We start from the raw sequence: 19,548 nt of genomic DNA, 5'->3' as shown, positions 1-19,548 counted from the left end.
GGTCCGGCCGCGACGACGAAGTCGTCGGGGGCGCGCCAGCCGTACCCTGCGGAACCGGTTCCGTGCTCCCACGGCTTCGGTCCCCCGGTCAGGCGCTGACGGCATCCTCGCTCGCGGCGTCCCCGGGCTGCGGCCGCACAGGGCCGCGGGCCGTCTCGGCGTCGTCGCCGGACGGCAGGCCGGTCTCCCGGTCGGGATCCAGGGGATCCGCGAGGCCACCGGTGTCCGCGTCGAGGGGCCCCTGCGCCAGCCTGGTCACCAGCGGCGGTGACGGCGGCGCGAGGTCGGCGACCTGGCGCAGTCCGGTGAGGATGTCGTCGGGTCGTACGGCCGGTGTGGAATGCCGAACAACCATTCGAAGTATCGCACAAGGGGCATCCGCCGCCTCCGCGGCGCGCCGGTCCAGCTCACACGCGGACACGGCGGCGCGCACGTCGAAACGGCGCCGTCCCTTCTTGGTGAGGCGTTCCACCTCGATGACCGGGGCGGCCATGAAGGCGGCCACGGCGGCGGCGGCGTCGCCCTCGGGCACGCCGTCCAGCCTGATCCGCCATTCGGACGCCTGGAGCCGATCGGCGAACGCGCCCGGCTTGACCGGTGCGTCGCCGCGGCCCGCCCGGACCGGCACGACATCGACGATGTCGAGCCCGGGGGGCAGAGCCGCGTCCAGATCGGCCCGGACCCGCGCAGGATCGCGGGTCTCGGTGAGCCCGATCTCGAGGTATTCGGCCTCACTGGCCACCCCTGTCGCCGCCGCACCCGCGTACGAGATCTTCGGGTGGGGGGTGAATCCGCCGCTGAACGCGACAGGGATCCCGGCGCGCCTGACGGCGCGTTCCACGGCCCGGGAAATGTCGCGGTGGCTCGTGAACCGCAGCCTGCCCCGCTTGGCGTAGCGGACGCGCAGTCGCTGGGTCACGGGGGCCGGCGCCGGACCCTCCGGCATGGGTGCCAGGGTTCTGGTCCTTCCTACTCGTGTCGAGTCGAAAAACTAGGTCTCCCTATAGAGTACGGGTCCCCGAGCATCGTTCGGCCAAGCGCGGGTGCCGCGAGGCCCGGACCGCCGCTGCTCAGGCCGATCCCGCAACCGCTTCCGGACACCCGGACTCCCGCGCGGGTCGCCGCCCGGGGCCTCCTCAGACCACGGAGAGCGGGAGCAGCTTCTTGCCGGTGGGGCCGATCTGGATCTCGGTGCCCATCGTGGGGCACACGCCGCAGTCGTAGCAGGGCGTCCAGCGGCAGTCCTCGACCTCGGTCTCGTCGACGGCGTCCTGCCAGTCCTGCCAGAGCCACTCGCGGTCGAGCCCGGCGTCGAGGTGGTCCCAGGGCAGGACCTCGACCTCGTCGCGCTCCCGGACGGTGTACCAGGCGAGGTCGACCGGCTCGCCGGCGAACGCCTCCTCGGCGCAGGACGTCCAGCGCTCGTAGGAGAAGTGCTCGCTCCAGCCGTCGAAGCGGCCGCCGTCCTCCCAGACGGCGCGGATGACCTTGCCGACCCGCCGGTCGCCGCGCGACAGCAGGCCCTCGATGATGGACGGCTGCCCGTCGTGGTAGCGCAGGCCGATGGCGCGGCCGTACTCCTTGTCGCCGCGCAGGGCGTCCTTGAGGGCGTGCAGGCGCCGGTCGACGGTCTCGTGGTCGCACTGCGCGGCCCACTGGAACGGGGTGTGCGGCTTGGGCACGAACCCGCCGATGGACACGGTGCAGCGGATGTCCTTGCGGCCGGTGGCCTCCCGCCCGGCCTGGATGACCCGCTTGGCCATGCCGGCGATCGCGAGGACGTCCTCGTCCTCCTCGGTGGGCAGACCGCACATGAAGTACAGCTTCACCTGCCGCCAGCCGTTCTCGTAGGCGGTGCTGACGGTGCGGATCAGGTCGTCCTCGGTGACCATCTTGTTGATCACCTTGCGCATCCGCTCGGAGCCGCCCTCCGGCGCGAACGTCAGGCCGGAGCGCCGGCCGCCGCGGGAGAACTCGTTGGCGAGCGTGATGTTGAAGGCGTCCACCCGGGTGGACGGCAGCGACAGCGAGGTGTTGGTGCCCTCGTAGCGGTCGGCGAGGCCCTTGGCGACGTCGCCGATCTCGCTGTGGTCGGCGCTGGACAGGCTGAGCAGCCCGACCTCCTGGAAGCCGGACTCCTTCAGGCCCTGCTCCACCATGTTGCCGATCGTGGTGATCGACCGCTCCCGCACCGGGCGGGTGATCATCCCGGCCTGGCAGAACCGGCAGCCGCGGGTGCAGCCGCGGAAGATCTCCACGCTGAACCGCTCGTGCACGGTCTCGGCGAGCGGGACGAGCGGCTTCTTCGGGTAGGGCCACTGGTCGAGGTCCATGACGGTGTGCTTCTCGATCCGCCACGGGACGCCCGGGCGGTTCGGCGCGACCCGCTGGATGCGGCCGTCGGGCAGGTACGTCACGTCGTAGAAGCGGGGCACGTACACGCCGCCGGTCGCGGCGAGCCGCATGAGCAGCTCGTCCCGGCCGCCGGGGGCGCCCTCGGCCTTCCACTCGCGGATGATCTCGGTGATGCCGAGCGCGATCTCCTCGCCGTCGCCGAGCACGGCGGCGTCGACGAAGTCGGCGATCGGCTCGGGGTTGAACGCCGCGTGCCCGCCCGCGATCACGATCGGGTGGTCGTCGCCGCGGTCGGCGGCCTCCAGCGGGATGCCCGCGAGGTCGAGCGCCGTGAGCAGGTTGGTGTAGCCGAGCTCGGTGGAGAACGACACGCCGAGCACGTCGAACGCGGCGACCGGGCGGTGCGCGTCGACCGTGAACTGCGGGATGCCGTGCTCGCGCATGACGGCCTCCATGTCGGGCCAGACCGAGTAGGTCCGCTCCGCGAGGACGCCGTCGCGCTCGTTCAGGATCTCGTAAAGGATCTGGACGCCCTGGTTCGGCTGGCCGACCTCGTAGGCGTCGGGGTACATCAGCGCCCAGCGGACGTCCGCCTCGTCCCAGTCCTTGAGCTGGGAGTTCAGCTCGCCGCCAACGTACTGAATCGGCTTCTGCACGCTCGGGAGCAGCGGCTCCAGGCGCGGGAAGAGCGACTCGACCGGCATGACGGAATCCTCCGTGCTGGGGACGTGGGGATGAGCGTCCAGCCTACGCGTTGGCGGCGCCCTAATCGAACGCGCCGACGATCAGCCGGACCTCTGCCGACCGAGGCTAGTCGAACGCCCTGCGGCGCACGTGGACGGCCTGCAGCAGACCGAACGCGATCATGTTGGCGAAGGTGGCGGACCCGCCGTAGGACACGAACGGCAGCGGCAGCCCGGTGATCGGCATGATCCCGATCGTCATGCCGATGTTCTCGAACGCCTGGAACCCGAGCCAGCACACGACGCCCGTCGCGACGAGCGTGCCGAACAGGTCGGCGGCCTGGGTGGCGATGCGCAGCCCGCGCCACAGCACCACGCCGAGCAGCGCGACGATGATCGCGGCGCCGACGAAGCCGAGCTCCTCCCCCGCGACCGTGAAGATGAAGTCGGTCTGCTGCTCGGGGACGAAGTGGCCGCCGGTCTGCTCGCCCTGGAACAGACCCTTGCCGAACGCGCCGCCCGACCCGATCGCGATCCGGGCCTGCTGGGCGTTGTAGCCGGCGCCGCGCGGGTCGGCCTCCGGGTTCATAAACGCGGTGAACCGGGCGATCTGGTAGTCCTGCAGCAGGCCGAAGAAGAACACGGCGGCGGCCGCGGCGACCCCGCCGCCGACGAGCCCGAACAGCCAGCGCTTCTGCGCCCCGGAGATCGCCAGCATGCCGAGCACGACCGCGATGAACACCAGCGTGGTGCCGAGGTCCGGCTGGAGCATGATCAGCACGCCGGGCAGCCCGGCGAGGGCGAGCGCGAGCAGCACGTCCCGGCGGCCCGGCCCGATCTCGCCGTCGCGCGGCTCGCCGAGGATCATCGCGAGCAGCACCACGAGCCCGACCTTCGCGAACTCCGACGGCTGCACCTGGAACCCGCCGCCGAGCACGATCCACGAGTGCGACCCGTTGATCGTCGAGCCGAGCGGGGTCAGCACGACGAGCAGCCCGACGCACGCCACCCCGTACAGGATGGGGACGTAGGCGCGCAGGAGCCGGTAGTCGAGGACGGTGACGACGCCGCCGAGCACGAACCCGATGATCAGGTTCAGCACGTGCCGCTTGAGGAAGCTCTCGGGGTCCTTGCCCTGCTCGGTGAGCAGGTGGAACGTGGCCGAGCGCACCAGCAGCGCGCCGACCAGCGACAGGGCCAGCACGGCGAGGAACAGCGGCCAGTCGAGGCGGCGCAGCCCGGCCAGGCGGGTCTGCCACGTCCGCCGCGCGGCGTACGCCTCGACGCTCCCGACCCCGGAACCGGTGATCACGGGGCGGCTCCCGTGTTCGGCGTCTTCGGCAGCTCGGACGGGAGCTTGCCATCATTGAGCAGCGGCTTCTTGTCCTTCGTCCCGTACATGGCCTCCCAGATCTCGCGGACGGCCGGGGCCGACGTCGAGGCGCCGAAGCCACCCTGCGAGACCATCGCGACGACCGCGAAGCGCGGGTCCTTCACCGGGCCGAACGAGGCGAACCAGGAGGAGTCCTGCTTGCCGTAGACCTCCGCGGTACCGGTCTTGCCGCCCACGTCGACGCGCTTGAAGTCGAACCCGTTGAAAGCGCCCGCCGCGGTGCCGTCCTTGGTCACGTCGGCGAGGGCGTCGCGGATGTACTTCAGCACCTTCGGGTCGACCGGCAGCTTCTTCGGCTCCGGGGCCTCGATCCGGCGGACGACCGTGCCGTCCGGCCGCACGACCGCGACCCCGAGCCGCGGCACGACGAGCTTGCCGCCGTTGGCGACCGCCGCGTACGCGCGGACCAGCTGGAGCGGCGTCACGAGGACGTTGCCCTGCCCGACCGAGAAGTTCGCCGCGTCACCGGGCCGCCACACGTACCCCTCGGTGCAGTTCTCCGTCGCGACCGCCTTCAGGTAGGCGGCGCGCGCCGGGTCGGTCTTCGCGACCTGCGGGTAGCCCTCCTTGGCGCCCTTGCAGTTGCCGGCCTTGGTGGCCTCCCAGTAGTCCTTCTTCCACTTGCGGTCCGGGATGCGGCCGCTGCTCTCGCTGGGGAGGTCGATGCCGGTCCTGGTCCCGAAGCCGTACTCGCGGGCCATGTCCACCATCGAGTCGGTGACGTTCTTCTTCGGGTGCATGCCGCCGTCGCGCTGCCACTCCAGGTAGGCGAACCGGTAGAACACCGTGTCGCACGACTTCACCAGCGCGGTGTGCAGCGTCATCGGGCCGTACCCGGTGCCTCCGGCGTTGCTGAACGCGCGGTTCCCGACGTTGTAGGAGCCGGGGCACGGGTAGATGCCCTTCAGGCTGGCCCCCTCCTTCACGGCGGCGGACACCGAGGAGATCTTGAAGGTGGAGCCGGGGGCGAACTGGCCCTGGGTGACCCGGGAGATCAGCGGCTCGCCGTTCTTCTTGCCGAGCAGCGCGTCGTACTTCTCCTGCGAGATGCCGCCGGTCCAGATCGACGGGTCGTAGGTCGGGTAGCTGGCCATCGCGACCATGCGGCCGGTGCGGACGTCCATCACGACCGCGGCGCCGGCGTCGGCCGGGTGGCCGCCCCTGCGCGCGTTGTCGATCGCGTGCTTGAGCGCCTTCTCCGCCGCGCCCTGCACCCCGGCGTCGATACTGGTGACGAGGTTGTTGCCGGCCACCGCCTGCTGCTCCTCCGCGGTGCCGGTGACGCGCCCCTGGCTGTCGACGAGGACCCGGCGGAACCCGGGCTCGCCGCTCAGCACCGCGTCGTACTGCGCCTCCAGCCCGGCGCGCCCGACGAGGTCGACGCCGCTGTACCCGGTGACCTTCAGGCCCTTGCGCTTGTCCAGCTCCTCCTGCGTGACGGGCTGGAGGTAGCCGAGGACCTGCGCGGCGCTCGCCCCGTCCGGCTCCGGGTACTCGCGGACGGCCTGGATCTGCGCGGTGACGCCGGGGAAGTCCTCCTGCCGCTCCATGATCTGGAGGGCGCGCTTCGGGTCGACGTGGTCCTCGACGGGGATCGGCTGGTACGGGGAGCCGGGCCAGCAGGGCCGCTTGACGGTCGGCGAGCACAGCCGGATCCGCTTGGACATCTCGTCGTGGCTCGTCCCGAGGACGGCGGCGAGCCGCTTCAGGACGGCCTCGCCGCCGTCCTTCTGCCGCGACAGCGTGGTGCGGTTGACCGACACGACGAGCGCGCTGCGGTTGCGGACGAGCGGCTTGCCCCGGTCGTCCATGATCACGCCGCGGACGGCGGGGACGACGATGTCGCGGGTGCGGTTCTGGGCGGCGATGCCCCGGTAGTGCTCGCCCTCCAGCACCTGCAGCGTCCACATGCGACCGACCAGGACGAGCAGCAGCGCGCCGACGAGCACGTACAGGACGACGAGGCGGAAATGGGTCCTGGGGTTCACAGGGCCCCGCCCCGCCCGGACATCGCGCGGTACCGGGCGGCGGGCACGGCGAGGCCGTCGCCGCGCGACCGCTCGCCGCTCTCGTAGCGTCTGGTGGCGCGCAGCACCGCCCAGACGACGAACGGGCTGGCGATGATGTCGTAGAGGACCTGCAGCGGGACCATGCGCGACACGGTCCCCCACTCGGCGCGCGGGTCGCCGAGGATCATCCCGGTCGCCGCGTACAGCACGGTCCCGGCGAGGGCGCCGGCGGCGACGGCGAAGAACGGGACGACGGACTGGCGGTCCATCTCGGCGGACGCGACGCCGCACAGGTAGCCGATGAGGCAGTAGACGAGCGCGTACCGGCCGATGGTGTGGTCGGCGGGCGGGATGATGTCGGCGGCGAGGCCGGCGAGGAACCCGGTGACCATGCCGGTCATCGACCCGGCGACCAGCGCCAGCGCCACGACGGCCAGCAGCACCAGGTCGGGCTGCACGCCGCCGGGCAGCGGCAGCCGGTTCGCCACCGACACCTGCAGGATCAGCGTCACGGCGATCACCACCGCGGCCACCGCGCTGCGGCCGGCCGGCGACGCCTCGGGTGGGTTCAGCAACGTTCAGTCCCCCGCGCTCGGTTCTGTGGACGGGCTCGCGGAGCCGCTCGGCCGCGCGTCGCCGCTCTCGCGCGCCTTCGGGCTCTTGGTCGCCTTCGGGCTCTTGCTGGGGGGCGGGGTGGGGGTCACCGGCGGTTTCGGCTTCGGCGGGAGCACCGCGTCCCGCGGGTCGGTCTTCGGCGGGGCGACCACGACGGCGACGACGTCCAGGCTGGTGAACTTCACGAACGGCCGGACGTAGGCGGTGCGGGTCAGCCCGCTGGTGGACTTCTCGATGCGGGCGACCTCGCCGATCGGGACGCCGGGCACGTACGGGCGCTGGCCCTGCGACCCGAGCGTCACGATCCGCTGGCCGACCTGGATCGGCGCGGAGGCGTCCAGCAGCTGGAAGCGCAGCGGCGTGGCGCCGCCCCCGCCGAGGCCGCGGCGGCCCCGGCCCTGGGTGATGCCGATCTCCTTGGACGCCTCCAGCCGGGAGCCGATGGAGGAGGTCTGGTCGGTGGCGAGCAGCACGGTCGAGGTCGCGGGCCCGACCCGGGTGACCCGGCCGACGAGCCCGGCGGCGCTGATCACGGTCATGTCGGGCTTGATGCCGCTGCGGCTGCCGACGTCGATGGTGACGGTGTCCTCGAAGCCCTGCCCGGCGGAGATCACCTGCGCGGCGTGGATCGTGTAGCCGCCCATTCCCGCGGTGCCGAGCAGCCGCTGCAGCTGCGCGGACCGCTCCGTGTCGAGCCGGGCGGAGCGCAGCTGCTCGCGCAGCCGCTGGTTCTGCCGCGCCAGCTGGTCGGCGCGGCGCCGCTCGCCGGGCGCGTCGGTGATCGTGTCGAAGGTGTCGCCCACCGGGCGGACGACGGACGCGGACGCCCGCTCGACCGGCCCGAACACGCTCGCGCCCAGGTCGCGCAGTCCGCGCAGCGGCGACTGCGCGCCACCGCGGTAGTCCACAGTGATCATCGTGAGCGCCACGACGAGCAGCCCGCCGAGCACCATGCGGGTGCGCCGGGTGTCCTTCACGCACCGACCTCCGGTTTCCTCAGTCCCCCGGGTGCACTGCCAATGGCGGGCGAACCCGTCCTACGGCGGGCGGACCCGTCCGATCAATGCCGCGGCTCCGGCACGAGGACCTGGCGGAGCGACTCGAAGTCCTCGACGCACTTGCCGGTGCCGAGCACCACCGAGTCGAGCGGGTTGTCCACCAGGTGGATGGGCATCCCGGTCTCCTCGCGGAGCCGTTCGTCGAGGTTCTTCAGCAGCGCGCCGCCGCCGGTGAGCGCGATCCCGCGGTCCATGATGTCGCCCGACAGCTCGGGCGGGCACTTGTCCAGCGTGGTCTTCACCGCGTCCACCACGGCGTTGACCGGTTCCTCGATCGCCCGCCGCACCTCCTCGGCGGAGATCACGACGGTCTTCGGCAGCCCGCTCACGAGGTCGCGGCCCCGGATCTCGGCGTGCGGCTCCTCGTCGCCGCCGGGATAGGCCGAACCGATGGCCATCTTGATCTCCTCGGCGGTCCGTTCCCCGAGCATCAGCGAGTATTCCTTCTTGGAGAAGGAGATCACCGCCTGGTCGAGTTCGTCGCCGCCGACGCGGACGGACTGGCTGGTGACGATGCCGCCGAGGGAGATGATCGCGACCTCGGTGGTGCCGCCTCCTATGTCGACGACCATGTTGCCGGTCGGCTCGTAGACGGGCAGCCCGGCGCCGATCGCGGCGGCCATCGGCTCCTCGATGATGTACACGCGGCGGGCGCCGGCCTGGTAGCCGGCCTCCTTCACCGCGCGCTGCTCCACCCCGGTGATCCCGCTCGGCACGGCCACCACGATCCGCGGCTTGGCGAAGTGCCGGCGCTTGTGGACCTTCTGGATGAAGTAGCGCAGCATGCGCTCGGTGACGTCGAAGTCGGCGATGACGCCGTCCTTCAGCGGGCGGACGGCCACGATGTTGCCGGGCGTGCGGCCGATCATCCGCTTCGCCTCGATGCCCACCGCGACGATCTTTCCGGTGTTGGTATTGATCGCCACCACGGAGGGTTCGTTCAGGACGATGCCACGCCCGCGCACGTACACCAGTGTGTTGGCGGTACCAAGATCGACGGCCATGTCCCGGCCAAGAAACGACAGCTTGTTACCCATGAAGAAAGGGAGCCCTTCATGATTGACGGGCGTGTATAGCGGCGCGTCCATCGTAACGTGCGCCCCCGTCCGCGGGCAGTCACCCCGCCGCCGCGCGTCGCGGAAAAAACGCGTCCTGACCAGCTCGGTTTTCGCTAAAGAAGACGCGGGCCGGAAGATCCGGCCCGCGCTCGAACGGCGCCCTCGCTGGCGCCTCTCAGCCCAGTTCGGGGAAGAAGAGCTTGATCTCGCGCTCGGCGGAGTAGGTGGAGTCGGAGCCGTGCACGATGTTCTCGCCGATCTCCAGGGCGAAGTCGCCGCGGATGGTCCCGGGGGCGGCGCTGACCGGGTCGGTGGCGCCGGCCAGCGAGCGGAACGCCTCGATGGCGCGCGGGCCCTCGACGACCATGGCGACGAGCGGGCCGCCGGTGATGAACTCGACCAGCTCGCCGAAGAACGGCTTGCTCGCGTGCTCCTCATAGTGGGACTCGGCGGTCTCGCGGGCGAGGGTGCGCAGTTCCAGCGCGACGAGCTTCAGGCCCTTGCGCTCGATCCGGGAGATGACCTCGCCGATGACACCGCGGCGGACGCCGTCGGGCTTGACCAGGACGAGAGTGCGCTCGGACACGAGTGGTTCTCCTTGCGGAATTTTCGGTTTCGGTAAGCGCGCGAATACTACCCGCCCCGCGGGCCGGAAGCGGCATTACGGCGGCGCGCCGCCGCGACGGCGGTGGCGGCGGCGAGCGGCACGGCCGCCATTCCGGCGGCGATGAGCCAGTCGTGGTAGCCGGCCAGCAGGGCGTGGACCTGCTCGGCGCCGGTCGCCGGACGGGCCCGTCCCAGCCGCGCCGCCTGCAGGGACAGGACGAGGAGCTGCCCGGCGAGCACGGCGGGGAAGCACAGCGACAGGCCGAACAGGGCCGCGCCGGGTGCCGCGCCGCGCAGCGAGGCGGCGAGGGCCAGCCCGGCGCCGGCGCCGAGCGGGACGAGCGGGATCAGCAGCGCCCACTGCCCGCCGGGCCCCGCGCCGATGTCGACGGCGAGGCCGAGCGGAAGTGCCAGGACCAGCAGCAGGAACCCGGCGGGCACCGCGCCGCGGGCGGACGCGCGGGTCGCGGCGAGCGCGGCGGCCAACGCGGCGGCGGCCGCCGCGGCGAACGGGAGCAGCGGGACGCCGGCGCCGCGCGCGTGGGCGGTGGCGGCGGCGAGGCCGGCCAGCGGCGCGGCGACCGGGTAGCCGAGCAGGCCGACGGCGATCATGGCGATGGCGCAGCCGTGCGGGCTGCCCGCCGGAGCGCGCCGCCCGGCGGCGGCGGCGAGCCCGAGCAGGGCGGGCACGGCGAGGCCCGCGAGCACGACCCGCGCGCCGGGCGACCATTCGTGGGCGGCGGCGACGGCGAGGAACCCGAAACCGGCCGCCGGGGCCAGCGGCAGGAGGAGCAGGCTGCGTTCGCCGTGCCCGCCCGTGGGCAGCGCCCACCGGACGCGGCCTCGCAGGAGCGGGCGCAGTAGCGCGGCGCCGACGGCGGCGACGGCGAACCAGGGGAACGGCGCGAGGGCGGCACGCCAGCCGGCTCCCACCGCGCCGACTGGGCCGGGGGCGGCCGCCAGCGCCAGCGGCATCGCCAGGACGAGCATGCCCGCGAGCACGCCCGCCCAGACGGCGGTGAGTCGCCGGTCGCGGCGCTCCAAGACGAGCACGAGCGAGGCGGGCAGGACGATGCCGGCACCGGCGCCCTGGGCCGTGCGGGCCAAGGCGATCAGCGGCAGCGACGGGACCGCGCGGGCGGCGCCGAGACCGGCCAGCAGCACGGCCAGGCCGGTCGCGAGGACCGTCCACGCGGGGAACCGGCGGGCGGCCGCGGCGGCGAGCGGCACGGCGAGCAGCAGCGCGGGCAGCGACAGGCCGGTGGCCTGCAGCAGCCGGGGGACGCCGGAGTCGCCGAGGCCGAGGTCGCCCAGCGCGGCGGGCAGCACGTCCGCGGAGGCGTCGGGCACGGTCAGCACGGCGGCGGGCAGCGCGGTGCCGGTCAGCAGCAGCGCGCCGAGCCCCGCCAGCCTGCGGCGCCCCGCGCGTTCGGCGGGGGCACCGGCCGCGGCGGGGGCACCGGGCGCGGCACCGGGCGCGGCGGGGTGCTCGGCCGTCAGGGGCGGGGCGGGAGGCGGGTGCGCTGCGTCGCCGGACAGTGCGTTGCCGGACACGGCCTGCTCCTTCGGAGGTCGTCATCCGCCGCAGCGCGCATTTCCGAAAAAGGAAGGATGTCCAAATTGGGACGATTAATCTAATTCGCGGTATTCGGCGGGATGAGTGGCTGCCGTCCCCGCAGAACTTAGCGCGGCTGCGCGCTCGCCGCCTTGCGTCCCAGCCAAATGGCCGTCCACCAGAGCGCCCCGAAAACGACGCCGAGGAAGAACATGACCGGCACCATGAACCCGGTCGCGATGAGCAGCACCTGCAGCACGGTGCCCGCCGGAACCGCCCACGGGCGGCGCAGCAGCCCCGCCAGCACCAGGCAGGCGAGCGCGAGGCTCCCGCACACGCCGCCGGCGACCGCGCCGTCCACGTCCAGCACCGCCACGGCCACCGGGATCGCCAGCGCGATCACGATCGCCTCGCAGGCCAGCACGGTGGCGAACAGCCTGCGCGCCGGGTTGTCCGCGACCTGGGTGCTCATGACCGTCCCTCCGCGACGCGCAGCAGTGTGCGGGCGTCGCCCGCGGTGACCACCGACCCGGTGATCAGAACTCCGGCGCCCCGGTACTCGCCGGTCTCCTCGGCGAGGCCGATCGCCCGGTCGATCGCGTCGTCCAGCCGCTCGGCGACATGGACGCGCTCGGGGCCGAAGATGCCCTCGGCGATCTCGGCCAGCTCCTCGGGCGGCATCGAGCGCGGCGAGGAGTTGCGGGTCACCACCAGCTCGGTCAGCACGGGTTCGAGCTGGTCCAGCACGCCCGCGACGTCCTTGTCGGCGGAGATGGCGAGCACCCCGGCGAGCCGGGTGAAGCCGAACGACTCGGTGACGGTCTGCACCGTCGCTGCCATCCCGGCCGGGTTGTGCGCGGCGTCCAGCAGGACGGTCGGGCCCGTCCGCGCGACCTCCAGCCGGCCCGGCGAGGCCGACTGGGCGAAGCCGCTGCGCACCAGCGACGGGTCGAGCTGCCCCTCCTCGCCGCCGAGGTAGGCCTCGCCCGCCGCGATGCGGGTCGCGGCCTCCAGGTTGGCCTCCCCGCGGGTCGGCGCGCCGCCCGCGAACGCCTCCACGGCGGCCAGGGCCGTCGCGGCGTTGCCCGCCTGGTGCTCGCCGAACAGCGGCAGGAAGATCTCGTCGTAGACGCCGTGCAGGCCCTGGAGCCGGAGTTGCTGGCCGCCGACCGCGACGTCGCGGCTCAGCACCCCGTACTCGATGCCCTCGCGCGCCGCGGTCGCGCCGATCTCCGCGACCCGGCGCAGCAGCACCTCGGCCGCCTCGACCGGCTGCTGCGCCAGCACCGCGACCGCGCCCGGCTTGATGATCCCGGCCTTCTCGCCGGCGATCTCCTCCAGCGTGTCGCCGAGGTAGCGGGTGTGGTCGAGCCCGATCGGGGTGAGCACGGCGACCACGCCGTCCGCGACGTTCGTGGCGTCCCAGGCGCCGCCCATGCCGGTCTCGACCACGGCCACGTCGACCGGCGCGTCCGCGAACGCGGCGAACGCCATCGCGGTCAGCACCTCGAAGAACGACAGCCGGGACGGGTGCTTGCCGTCGACCAGCTCGACGTAGGGCAGGACGTCCTCGAAGGCCGCGACGAAGCGCTCCTCGCCGATCGGCTCCCCGTCGATCGCGATGCGCTCGCGCAGCGTGGTCAGCTCGGGGCTGGTGTACAGGCCGGTCCGCAGGCCGCGCTCGCGCAGCAGCGCCTCGATGAGCCGGGCGGTGCTGGTCTTGCCGTTCGTCCCGGCGATGTGGATCACCGGGTACGCGCGGTGCGGCTCCCCCAGGACGTCGACCAGGTCGCGGACGCGGTCGAGGGTGGGGTCGATCTCCCACTCGACCCCGCGCGCCATGATCGCGGCGACGGTCGCCCGGTAGCCGGCCGGTTCGGTTCGCTGACTCACGGCTCGAGCCTACTCGGCGGCGCGCCGCACTCCGTCCGGGCCCACACTGGAGGAGTGGACGTGTTCTTCCGGGAATGGGAGCGCCGCGCTCCGGGCGAGACCCGCGACGTCGAGCGGGCCCGCGCCCTCGCCGGGGCCCTGGGCGTCCTGGGCCCGTCCGCGCCCGTCCTGACGGTCGTCGGCTCCAAGGGGAAGGGCACGGCGGCGACTTATGCCTCGGCCTTTCTCGCCGCCGCCGGCTTTCGCGTGTGCACCGTCACCAGCCCCGGCCTCCGCACCGATCGCGACCGGATCCGGATCGACGGACGCGCCGTTTCCAGCGAGGAACTGGCCATTCTCGCTGCCGACCTCGATACGGCCGTCCGCGCGCTCCCGCCGCCCTCGGACGGGTACCTCTCGCCGTCCGGGCTCTTCCTGCTCGCCGGCGTCCTGCACGCGCGCCGGGCGGGCGCGGACGCGCTCGTCCTGGAGGCCGGCATGGGCGGGCGGTCGGACGAGGTCGCCCTGTTCCCGCCGGACGTCGCCGCGATCACCCCGGTCTTCCTGGAGCACGCCGGCGTCCTCGGCGACACCGAGGCCGAGATCGCCCGCGAGAAGCTCGGCGTGGCGGCGCCGGGGACGGTCGTGCTGTCGGCGCCGCAGTCCGCACCGGTCGCCGAGGTGCTGCGGGGCGTGGAGGTCGTCGGCCCCGGCGGCGCGGGCCTGCCCGCCGACCTGCTGCCCGCCGGCCTCGGACGCGCCGGAGCCGAACTCGGCGTCGCCGCCGCCCGCCGCCTGCCGGGCGCCGCCGAACCCCCGGCGGCGGCGCTGCGCGAGGTGCTGGCGTCGGTCGTCCTCCCCGGGCGGATGTCCCGGCACGCGGTGCCGGGGTCCGCGACGGAGGTGCTCGTCGACGCCGCCATCGACGGCGCCGGGGTCACCGCCGCGCTGGCCGCCGCGCGGGACGCCTGGGGCACGGTCGACCACGCCGTCGTCTGCCTCCCCGACCACAAGGACCTGGACGGCGCCGTCGCCGCGCTGGTCGGCCTGCCCGTGACGTTCGTCCGGCTGCCGCTGCCGCACCTGCGCTTCACCCGCCCGCTACCGGACGGCTGGGACGTCGTCGACGCCGACGCGATCACGCCGGAGTCGCTGGCGACGCTCGGGCACCGCGTCGCCGTCCTCGGCACCGGCTACTTCACCGGGCGCGTGCTGGACGTCCTCGGCGCCGACACCGAGCGGCTCTTCGTCACTTCGGCTTCTCGACGTCCTTCCTGATGCGCCCCATCACGTCGGTCATCAGCGGGAACTGCGGGTTCACCGTCGGACGGTTCGCCGCGACGATGCCGTAAGAGTCCCGGGTCGCCCACGCGCAGTAGGTGTGGGTCTCGGCCAGCACGGCGAACGTGCCGCAGAACGCCTTCGCGCCCTTGCCGCCCAACGGGACGTCCTGGCCCCAGATGAACGTGGTGGGACGCGTCTTGCGCAGGAACGCCGCCGGATCGCCGACCGCGCCCGTCCCGCCCATGAACAGGACGTTCAGCTTTCGCACTGGCTCCGCGGTGTAGACGGCCGTGCCGTGCTGCGCGGCCGGGACGCCGCCCGCCTCGACGGCGCGCGCGACGAACGGGTACGCCGCGCTCGCCTGCGGCGCCGTCAGCGCGTCCTTGTGCAGCCCGCCGGCCGCCGCGCCCGCCGTGATCACCTTCTTGGGCGCGGGGAGCGCCGCCGTGGGCGCGTCCTGCACGCCGCCGCCGCCCGTCCGGAACGCCAGCGCCCCCGCCATCAGCGCGACCCCGGCGACCACGGCGGCGCCGGCGACGAGCAGCAGCCGGGGGACGCGCCGCCGCCGTCCGGCGGCCGGTGCGGCGGGGACGGGCGGCAGCGGGCCGGTGCCGTCCCTGACCACCGGATGGCCGCCGGTACCGACGGCGGGATGCCCACCGGTGCCCACGGCGGGGTGCCCGCCGGTGCCGACCACGGGATGCCCGCCGGTGCCCACCCGCGGGAAGGCGCCCGAACCGCCCACCATCGGGTGCCCGCCCGTGCCCAGCGACGACAGCGGCCCCGTCCCGCCGGAGTCGGCCGACCACCACGGGCGCTTCCCGCCCCAAGGCGCCGGATCGGCGCCCCCTTGCGCGACTCCTTCGGCGCCGCCCCGAGCCGAGTCCGCCTCATCGCCGGACATGTAGTCCGGCATGCCGGGCTGGCCCTCGGCGGGGGGAACACCCGCACCCCCCTCAGAGACCGGCCGGTCCGGCTCCCTACGCTCCGCATGCGCTCCGCTCCGGGAACCGGACTGACCCTCAGTGGGGGAAACCCCCACACCCCCCTCAGAGAGCAGCCGGTCCGGCTCCCTACGCTCCGCATGCGCTCCGCTCCGGGAACCGGACTGACCCACTGTGGGGGGAACCCCCACACCCCCCTCAGAGAGCAGCCGGTCCGGCTCCCTACGCTCCGCTTGCGCTCCGCTCCGGGAACCGGACCAGCGGGGTGACTCCGCCATTGCACTCCTGATGGTTCACCTAGCACCAAAAGCCCGCAGGCCCACCCGGATCGTAACGGCGGCGGGCCCGCCGCGCCGACGGTTCGCGCGGTCGCGTCCGTTCGCTTCCGGGGTTCGCGCGTCAGCCCGCGGGCAGCGCCGCCAGCTGCGACTCCAGCCGGGTGATGTCGGCCTCCGCCTGGGCGAGCCGGTCGCGGTTCTTCGCGACGACGGCCTCGGGCGCCTTCGCCATGAACGCCTCGTTGCCGAGCTTGCGCCGCGCCTGCTCGACCTCCTTGCGGGCGGCCGCGAGGTCCTTCTCCAGGCGCTTGCGCTCGGCGGCGACGTCGATCGCGCCGGCGGTGTCGAGCCGTACCGCGACGCCCTCGACGGGCAGGGACGCGGTCGCGGCGAACCCGTCGCCGGGCGCGGTGAGGCGCAACAGCGCGCGCACGCCCTCCTCGTGCGCGGCCAGCGGCGACCCGCCCCACTCCAGCGCCGCCGCGACCCGCTGGCCCGGCTTCAGGCCCTGGTCGGCGCGGAACCGGCGGACCTCCGTCACGAGCCGCTGCAGCGACTCGATCTCGGCCTCGGCCGCCCGGTCGGCGCGGGCGGGCTCGGCGGCCGGCCACGGCGCGGTGACGATCGTGCCGCCGCCGGTCAGGGACGTCCACAGCTCCTCGGTCACGAACGGGATGACCGGGTGCAGCAGCCGCAGCAGCTTGTCGAGGACCTCGCCGAGGACGCGCCGCGTCGCCTCGGCCCGCTCGTCGGCGAGCTGCACCTTGGCGAGCTCCACGTACCAGTCGCAGACCTCGTCCCACGCGAAGTGGTAGAGCGCCTCGCACGCCTTCGCGAAGTCGTAGGACTCCAGGTGCTCGTCGACCTCGGCGATGACCGTCTGGAGGCGCGACAGGATCCACGCGTCGACGGTCGTCACCTCGGCGGGCATGTCGCCGCGGACGTGCGCGCCGTTGATGAGCGCGAACCGCGTCGCGTTCCACAGCTTGTTGCAGAAGTTGCGCGAGCCCTGCGCCCACTGCTCGGCCACCGGGACGTCGCCGCCCGGGTTCGCGCCGCGCAGCAGCGTGAAGCGGGTCGCGTCGGCGCCGTACGCGTCCACCCAGTCGAGCGGGTCGATGACGTTCCCGAACGACTTGGACATCTTCTTGCCGTACTGGTCGCGGACCATGCCGTGCAGGGCGATGGTGTGGAACGGCTGGACGCCGTCCATCGCGTACAGGCCGAACATCATCATGCGGGCGACCCAGAAGAACAGGATGTCGTAGCCCGTCACCAGCACCGACGTCGGGTAGAACCGCTGCAGCTCGGGCGTCTTGTCAGGCCAGCCGAGCGTGGAGAACGGCCACAGCGCCGAGGAGAACCAGGTGTCGAGGACGTCGCCGTCCTGCGTCCAGCCGGCGGGCGGCTCCTCGTCCGGGCCCGGGCACGCGACCTCGCCGTCCGGCCCGTACCAGACCGGGATGCGGTGCCCCCACCACAGCTGCCGGCTGATGCACCAGTCGTGCATGTTGTCGACCCACTCGAAGTAGCGGGACGCCATCTCCGGCGGGTGGATCGCCACGCGGCCGTCGCGGACGGCGTCGCCGGCGGCCCGCGCCAGCGACTCCACCTTCACGAACCACTGCAGCGACACGCGCGGCTCGACGACCGTGGAGCAGCGCTGGCAGTGCCCGACCGAGTGCTTGTAGGGGCGGACCTCCTGGACGATCCGGCCCTGCTCGCGCAGCGCCGCGACGACCGCCGGGCGCGCCTCGAACCGGTCGAGGCCCTCGAACGGGCCGGACGCGGTGACGACGCCGCGCTCGTCCATCACCGACATCGACGCCAGGTCGTGCCGGCGGCCGATCTCGAAGTCGTTCGGGTCGTGCGCCGGGGTCACCTTGACCGCGCCCGTCCCGAATGCGGGGTCCACGTGCGCGTCCGCGACGACCGGGATGCGGCGGCCGGTCAGCGGAAGCTCGATCTCCCGCCCGACCATGTGCGCGTAGCGCTCGTCGTCCGGGTGGACGGCCACGGCGGTGTCGCCGAGCATCGTCTCCGCCCGGGTGGTCGCGACGACCAGCTCGTCCTCGCCGGAGCCGTACCGGATCGAGACCAGCTCGCCGTCGACCTCCTCGTGCTCGACCTCGATGTCCGACAGGGCCGTCAGGCAGCGCGGGCACCAGTTGATGATGCGCTCAGCGCGGTAGATCAGGCCGTCGTCGAACAGCCGCTTGAAGATCGTCCGGACGGCGCGGGCGCGGTCGTCGTCCATCGTGAACGCCTCGCGCGTCCAGTCGACGCTGTCGCCGAGCCGGCGCATCTGCCCGAGGATCCGGCCGCCGGACTCGGCCTTCCACTGCCAGACCCGCTCGACGAACGCCTCGCGGCCGAGGTCGTGGCGCGACAGGCCCTCCTTGGCCAGCTCGCGCTCCACCACGTTCTGGGTGGCGATGCCGGCATGGTCCATGCCCGGCACCCACACCGCCTCGTGGCCCTGCATGCGCCGCCGCCGGACGAGGGTGTCCTGGATGGAGTGGTCGAGGGCGTGCCCCATGTGCAGCGAACCGGTGACGTTCGGCGGCGGGATCACGATCGAGTACGCGGGACGCTCCGGCGCGCGCTCGGGGTCGGCGGTGAACAGCCCCGCCGATACCCACCGCTCGTAGAGCCGGCCCTCTACATCGGCCGGTCGGTACTGGGTGGGCAGGTCGACGTCCGCGGCGGCCCCCTGGCCGCGCTCACTGCTGGGCTGTGTCACGGCTGACGATTCTACGGGGACGACAGGGGTGAGGCGCCCCGGGGACGTGCGCGTGTGCGCGACAATCGGCACCGGCGAGCACCCCGCCGAGCCGCCTCGCCGTTCCGGCTCCTGGAAAGGACTCAAGTTGAGCGGTTGGAACCCCCCTCCCCCGCCCGGCGGCGCCCCTCAAGGTCAGCCCGTCCCCCCGCCTCCCGGCGCCCCGGTTCCGCCCGGCGGCGGCGTTCCCCCGGGCCCGCCCATGCCCGGTACGCCCATGCCCGGTGGGCCGGTGCCGCCCGGCGGGCCCTTCCCGGGGGCGCCCTACGGGCCGCCGCGGCGCCGCGGGGGCGGCGGCAAGGCCCTCGGCTGCCTGATCGGGGGCTTCGTCGTGTTCCTCCTACTGTGCGCGGGCGGGTACGGCATCTACCTGCAGCAGACGTCCCACACGCTGACCGCGCCGTCGTCGGCCGGCGGCATGAGCCGCGACACCGCCACCGAGGCCAAGGCCGACGACGCCGTGAACCGGCTGAGCCGGATCCTCAGCGACGCGAGCGACTACAAGGTCCACCGGACCGTCAGCGCGGTGTACGGCCTCGGCAAGGAGAAGTACCTGTTCGTCGGGGGCACCGGCGACCACCGGCTGAAGTACCCCGAGCAGGACTTCAACAGCGCCGTCAGCAGCGCTTTCACCGGCATCGACAACACGGTCTACTCGCCCAGCACGGTGAAGCTGTCGGACGCGGGCGGTGACGGCGTCGGCCTGTCCACCACCATCCAGGTCTCGATCATCACCTCCGCGGGGACGCGGAACACCACCGGCTACATGGCGTCCTGGTCCACCCGGACCACCATGGGCATCGTCATGCAGATCGGCGAGCCGTCCGAGAGCATCGACCTTCCGAGCGTCATGCGCCGCATCCGCGCGGACGTGGAGGACTGAGCACGGATCCGGATGACTGAGCGCGGGCGCGGAGGAGCGGGCCGCCTCCCCGTCCGTCCGGCTGAGAGCGTTTTCCCGCCGAGGTCGGGACACAGGTCACCTGACACCGGGTCGCCCCGCCCGAAAAGGTGGTGCCCTGAGGTCCGCGACACCGGGCGGAGAGAGAGGGACGG

At 73.3% G+C, this 19,548-nt stretch carries 15 protein-coding genes; 2 read left to right on the top strand and 13 right to left on the bottom strand.

All coding sequences use genetic code 11. The annotated features are described in order from the left end of the window. Positions 1-88: 88 nt before the first annotated feature. The 11 genes from ACGFI1_RS43300 to ACGFI1_RS43250 all read right to left on the bottom strand — a co-directional run bounded on the left by ACGFI1_RS43300 (position 89) and on the right by ACGFI1_RS43250 (position 13,174). Positions 89-946: a TIGR03936 family radical SAM-associated protein gene (locus ACGFI1_RS43300; RefSeq protein ID WP_386875280.1), complete on the bottom strand. Its 858-nt coding sequence runs from the start codon at positions 944-946 to the stop codon at positions 89-91. Between the two features lie 190 nt (positions 947-1,136). Further along, positions 1,137-3,059, bottom strand: a complete 1,923-nt coding sequence (locus ACGFI1_RS43295) for a TIGR03960 family B12-binding radical SAM protein (RefSeq protein ID WP_392733951.1) — start codon at positions 3,057-3,059, stop codon at positions 1,137-1,139. A 106-nt stretch (positions 3,060-3,165) separates the two neighbouring features. Continuing rightward, positions 3,166-4,350, bottom strand: coding sequence for a rod shape-determining protein RodA (gene rodA / locus ACGFI1_RS43290; RefSeq protein WP_386875276.1), 1,185 nt, complete (start codon positions 4,348-4,350; stop codon positions 3,166-3,168). Then, positions 4,347-6,419: a penicillin-binding protein 2 gene (gene mrdA / locus ACGFI1_RS43285; RefSeq protein ID WP_386875275.1), complete on the bottom strand. Its 2,073-nt coding sequence runs from the start codon at positions 6,417-6,419 to the stop codon at positions 4,347-4,349. The genes rodA and mrdA overlap by 4 nt, the downstream gene beginning before the upstream one ends. After that, positions 6,416-7,015 carry a rod shape-determining protein MreD gene (mreD, locus tag ACGFI1_RS43280; protein ID WP_138641146.1) on the bottom strand — a complete coding sequence of 200 codons (600 nt, stop codon included), beginning with the start codon at positions 7,013-7,015 and terminating at the stop codon, positions 6,416-6,418. The genes mrdA and mreD overlap by 4 nt, the downstream gene beginning before the upstream one ends. Before the next feature lie 3 nt (positions 7,016-7,018). After that, positions 7,019-8,032, bottom strand: coding sequence for a rod shape-determining protein MreC (mreC, locus tag ACGFI1_RS43275; RefSeq protein ID WP_392793475.1), 1,014 nt, complete (start codon positions 8,030-8,032; stop codon positions 7,019-7,021). Positions 8,033-8,115: 83 nt separating this feature from the next. Next, positions 8,116-9,150 (bottom strand): rod shape-determining protein, encoded by a 1,035-nt coding sequence (locus ACGFI1_RS43270; RefSeq protein WP_067794123.1) that lies wholly within the window; start codon positions 9,148-9,150, stop codon positions 8,116-8,118. 196 nt (positions 9,151-9,346) lie between these two features. After that, positions 9,347-9,757 (bottom strand): nucleoside-diphosphate kinase, encoded by a 411-nt coding sequence (ndk, locus tag ACGFI1_RS43265; RefSeq protein WP_138642067.1) that lies wholly within the window; start codon positions 9,755-9,757, stop codon positions 9,347-9,349. A 47-nt stretch (positions 9,758-9,804) separates the two neighbouring features. Continuing rightward, complete coding sequence (locus ACGFI1_RS43260) at positions 9,805-11,331, bottom strand: hypothetical protein (protein WP_392793473.1); 1,527 nt, start codon at positions 11,329-11,331, stop codon at positions 9,805-9,807. A gap of 128 nt (positions 11,332-11,459) precedes the next feature. Further along, the gene (locus tag ACGFI1_RS43255) at positions 11,460-11,804 is read right to left on the bottom strand and encodes a DUF4233 domain-containing protein (protein WP_138641300.1); all 345 of its coding nucleotides are present in this window, start codon (positions 11,802-11,804) and stop codon (positions 11,460-11,462) included. Further along, positions 11,801-13,174, bottom strand: a complete 1,374-nt coding sequence (locus ACGFI1_RS43250; RefSeq protein WP_392793484.1) for a bifunctional folylpolyglutamate synthase/dihydrofolate synthase — start codon at positions 13,172-13,174, stop codon at positions 11,801-11,803. The genes ACGFI1_RS43255 and ACGFI1_RS43250 overlap by 4 nt, the downstream gene beginning before the upstream one ends. A 111-nt stretch (positions 13,175-13,285) precedes the next feature. Between ACGFI1_RS43250 and ACGFI1_RS43245 the strand changes: the two genes are divergently transcribed. Beyond that, complete coding sequence (locus ACGFI1_RS43245) at positions 13,286-14,482, top strand: hypothetical protein (protein WP_392793472.1); 1,197 nt, start codon at positions 13,286-13,288, stop codon at positions 14,480-14,482. Here ACGFI1_RS43245 and ACGFI1_RS43240 read toward each other — a convergent pair. Next, the gene (locus tag ACGFI1_RS43240) at positions 14,454-15,404 is read right to left on the bottom strand and encodes a hypothetical protein (RefSeq protein ID WP_392793470.1); all 951 of its coding nucleotides are present in this window, start codon (positions 15,402-15,404) and stop codon (positions 14,454-14,456) included. The two genes, ACGFI1_RS43245 and ACGFI1_RS43240, sit on opposite strands and share 29 nt — an antisense overlap. Before the next feature lie 427 nt (positions 15,405-15,831). Then, positions 15,832-18,453, bottom strand: a complete 2,622-nt coding sequence (locus ACGFI1_RS43235) for a valine--tRNA ligase (protein WP_392793468.1) — start codon at positions 18,451-18,453, stop codon at positions 15,832-15,834. Positions 18,454-18,709: 256 nt separating this feature from the next. Here ACGFI1_RS43235 and ACGFI1_RS43230 point away from each other — a divergent pair, with 256 nt between their 5' ends. Further along, the gene (locus tag ACGFI1_RS43230) at positions 18,710-19,375 is read left to right on the top strand and encodes a hypothetical protein (protein WP_392793466.1); all 666 of its coding nucleotides are present in this window, start codon (positions 18,710-18,712) and stop codon (positions 19,373-19,375) included. The last annotated feature ends 173 nt before the right edge of the window (positions 19,376-19,548 follow it).

Source organism: Actinomadura geliboluensis, from assembly GCF_043197915.1.
GTDB lineage: Bacteria > Actinomycetota > Actinomycetes > Streptosporangiales > Streptosporangiaceae > Spirillospora > Spirillospora geliboluensis.
This window is presented reverse-complemented; position numbering and strand designations above follow the sequence as displayed.

Bases quoted from the DNA above. Each gene is read 5' to 3' on its own strand.
- ACGFI1_RS43300 (WP_386875280.1), bottom strand. From the start codon at position 946: ATGCCGGAGGGTCCGGCGCCGGCCCCCGTGACCCAGCGACTGCGCGTC.
- ACGFI1_RS43295 (WP_392733951.1), bottom strand. From the start codon at position 3,059: ATGCCGGTCGAGTCGCTCTTCCCGCGCCTGGAGCCGCTGCTCCCGAGC.
- ACGFI1_RS43270 (WP_067794123.1), bottom strand. From the start codon at position 9,150: ATGGGTAACAAGCTGTCGTTTCTTGGCCGGGACATGGCCGTCGATCTT.
- ACGFI1_RS43255 (WP_138641300.1), bottom strand. From the start codon at position 11,804: ATGAGCACCCAGGTCGCGGACAACCCGGCGCGCAGGCTGTTCGCCACC.
- ACGFI1_RS43250 (WP_392793484.1), bottom strand. From the start codon at position 13,174: ATGGCGCGCGGGGTCGAGTGGGAGATCGACCCCACCCTCGACCGCGTC.
- ACGFI1_RS43240 (WP_392793470.1), bottom strand. From the start codon at position 15,404: ATGCCGGACTACATGTCCGGCGATGAGGCGGACTCGGCTCGGGGCGGC.
- ACGFI1_RS43230 (WP_392793466.1), top strand. From the start codon at position 18,710: ATGCCCGGTGGGCCGGTGCCGCCCGGCGGGCCCTTCCCGGGGGCGCCC.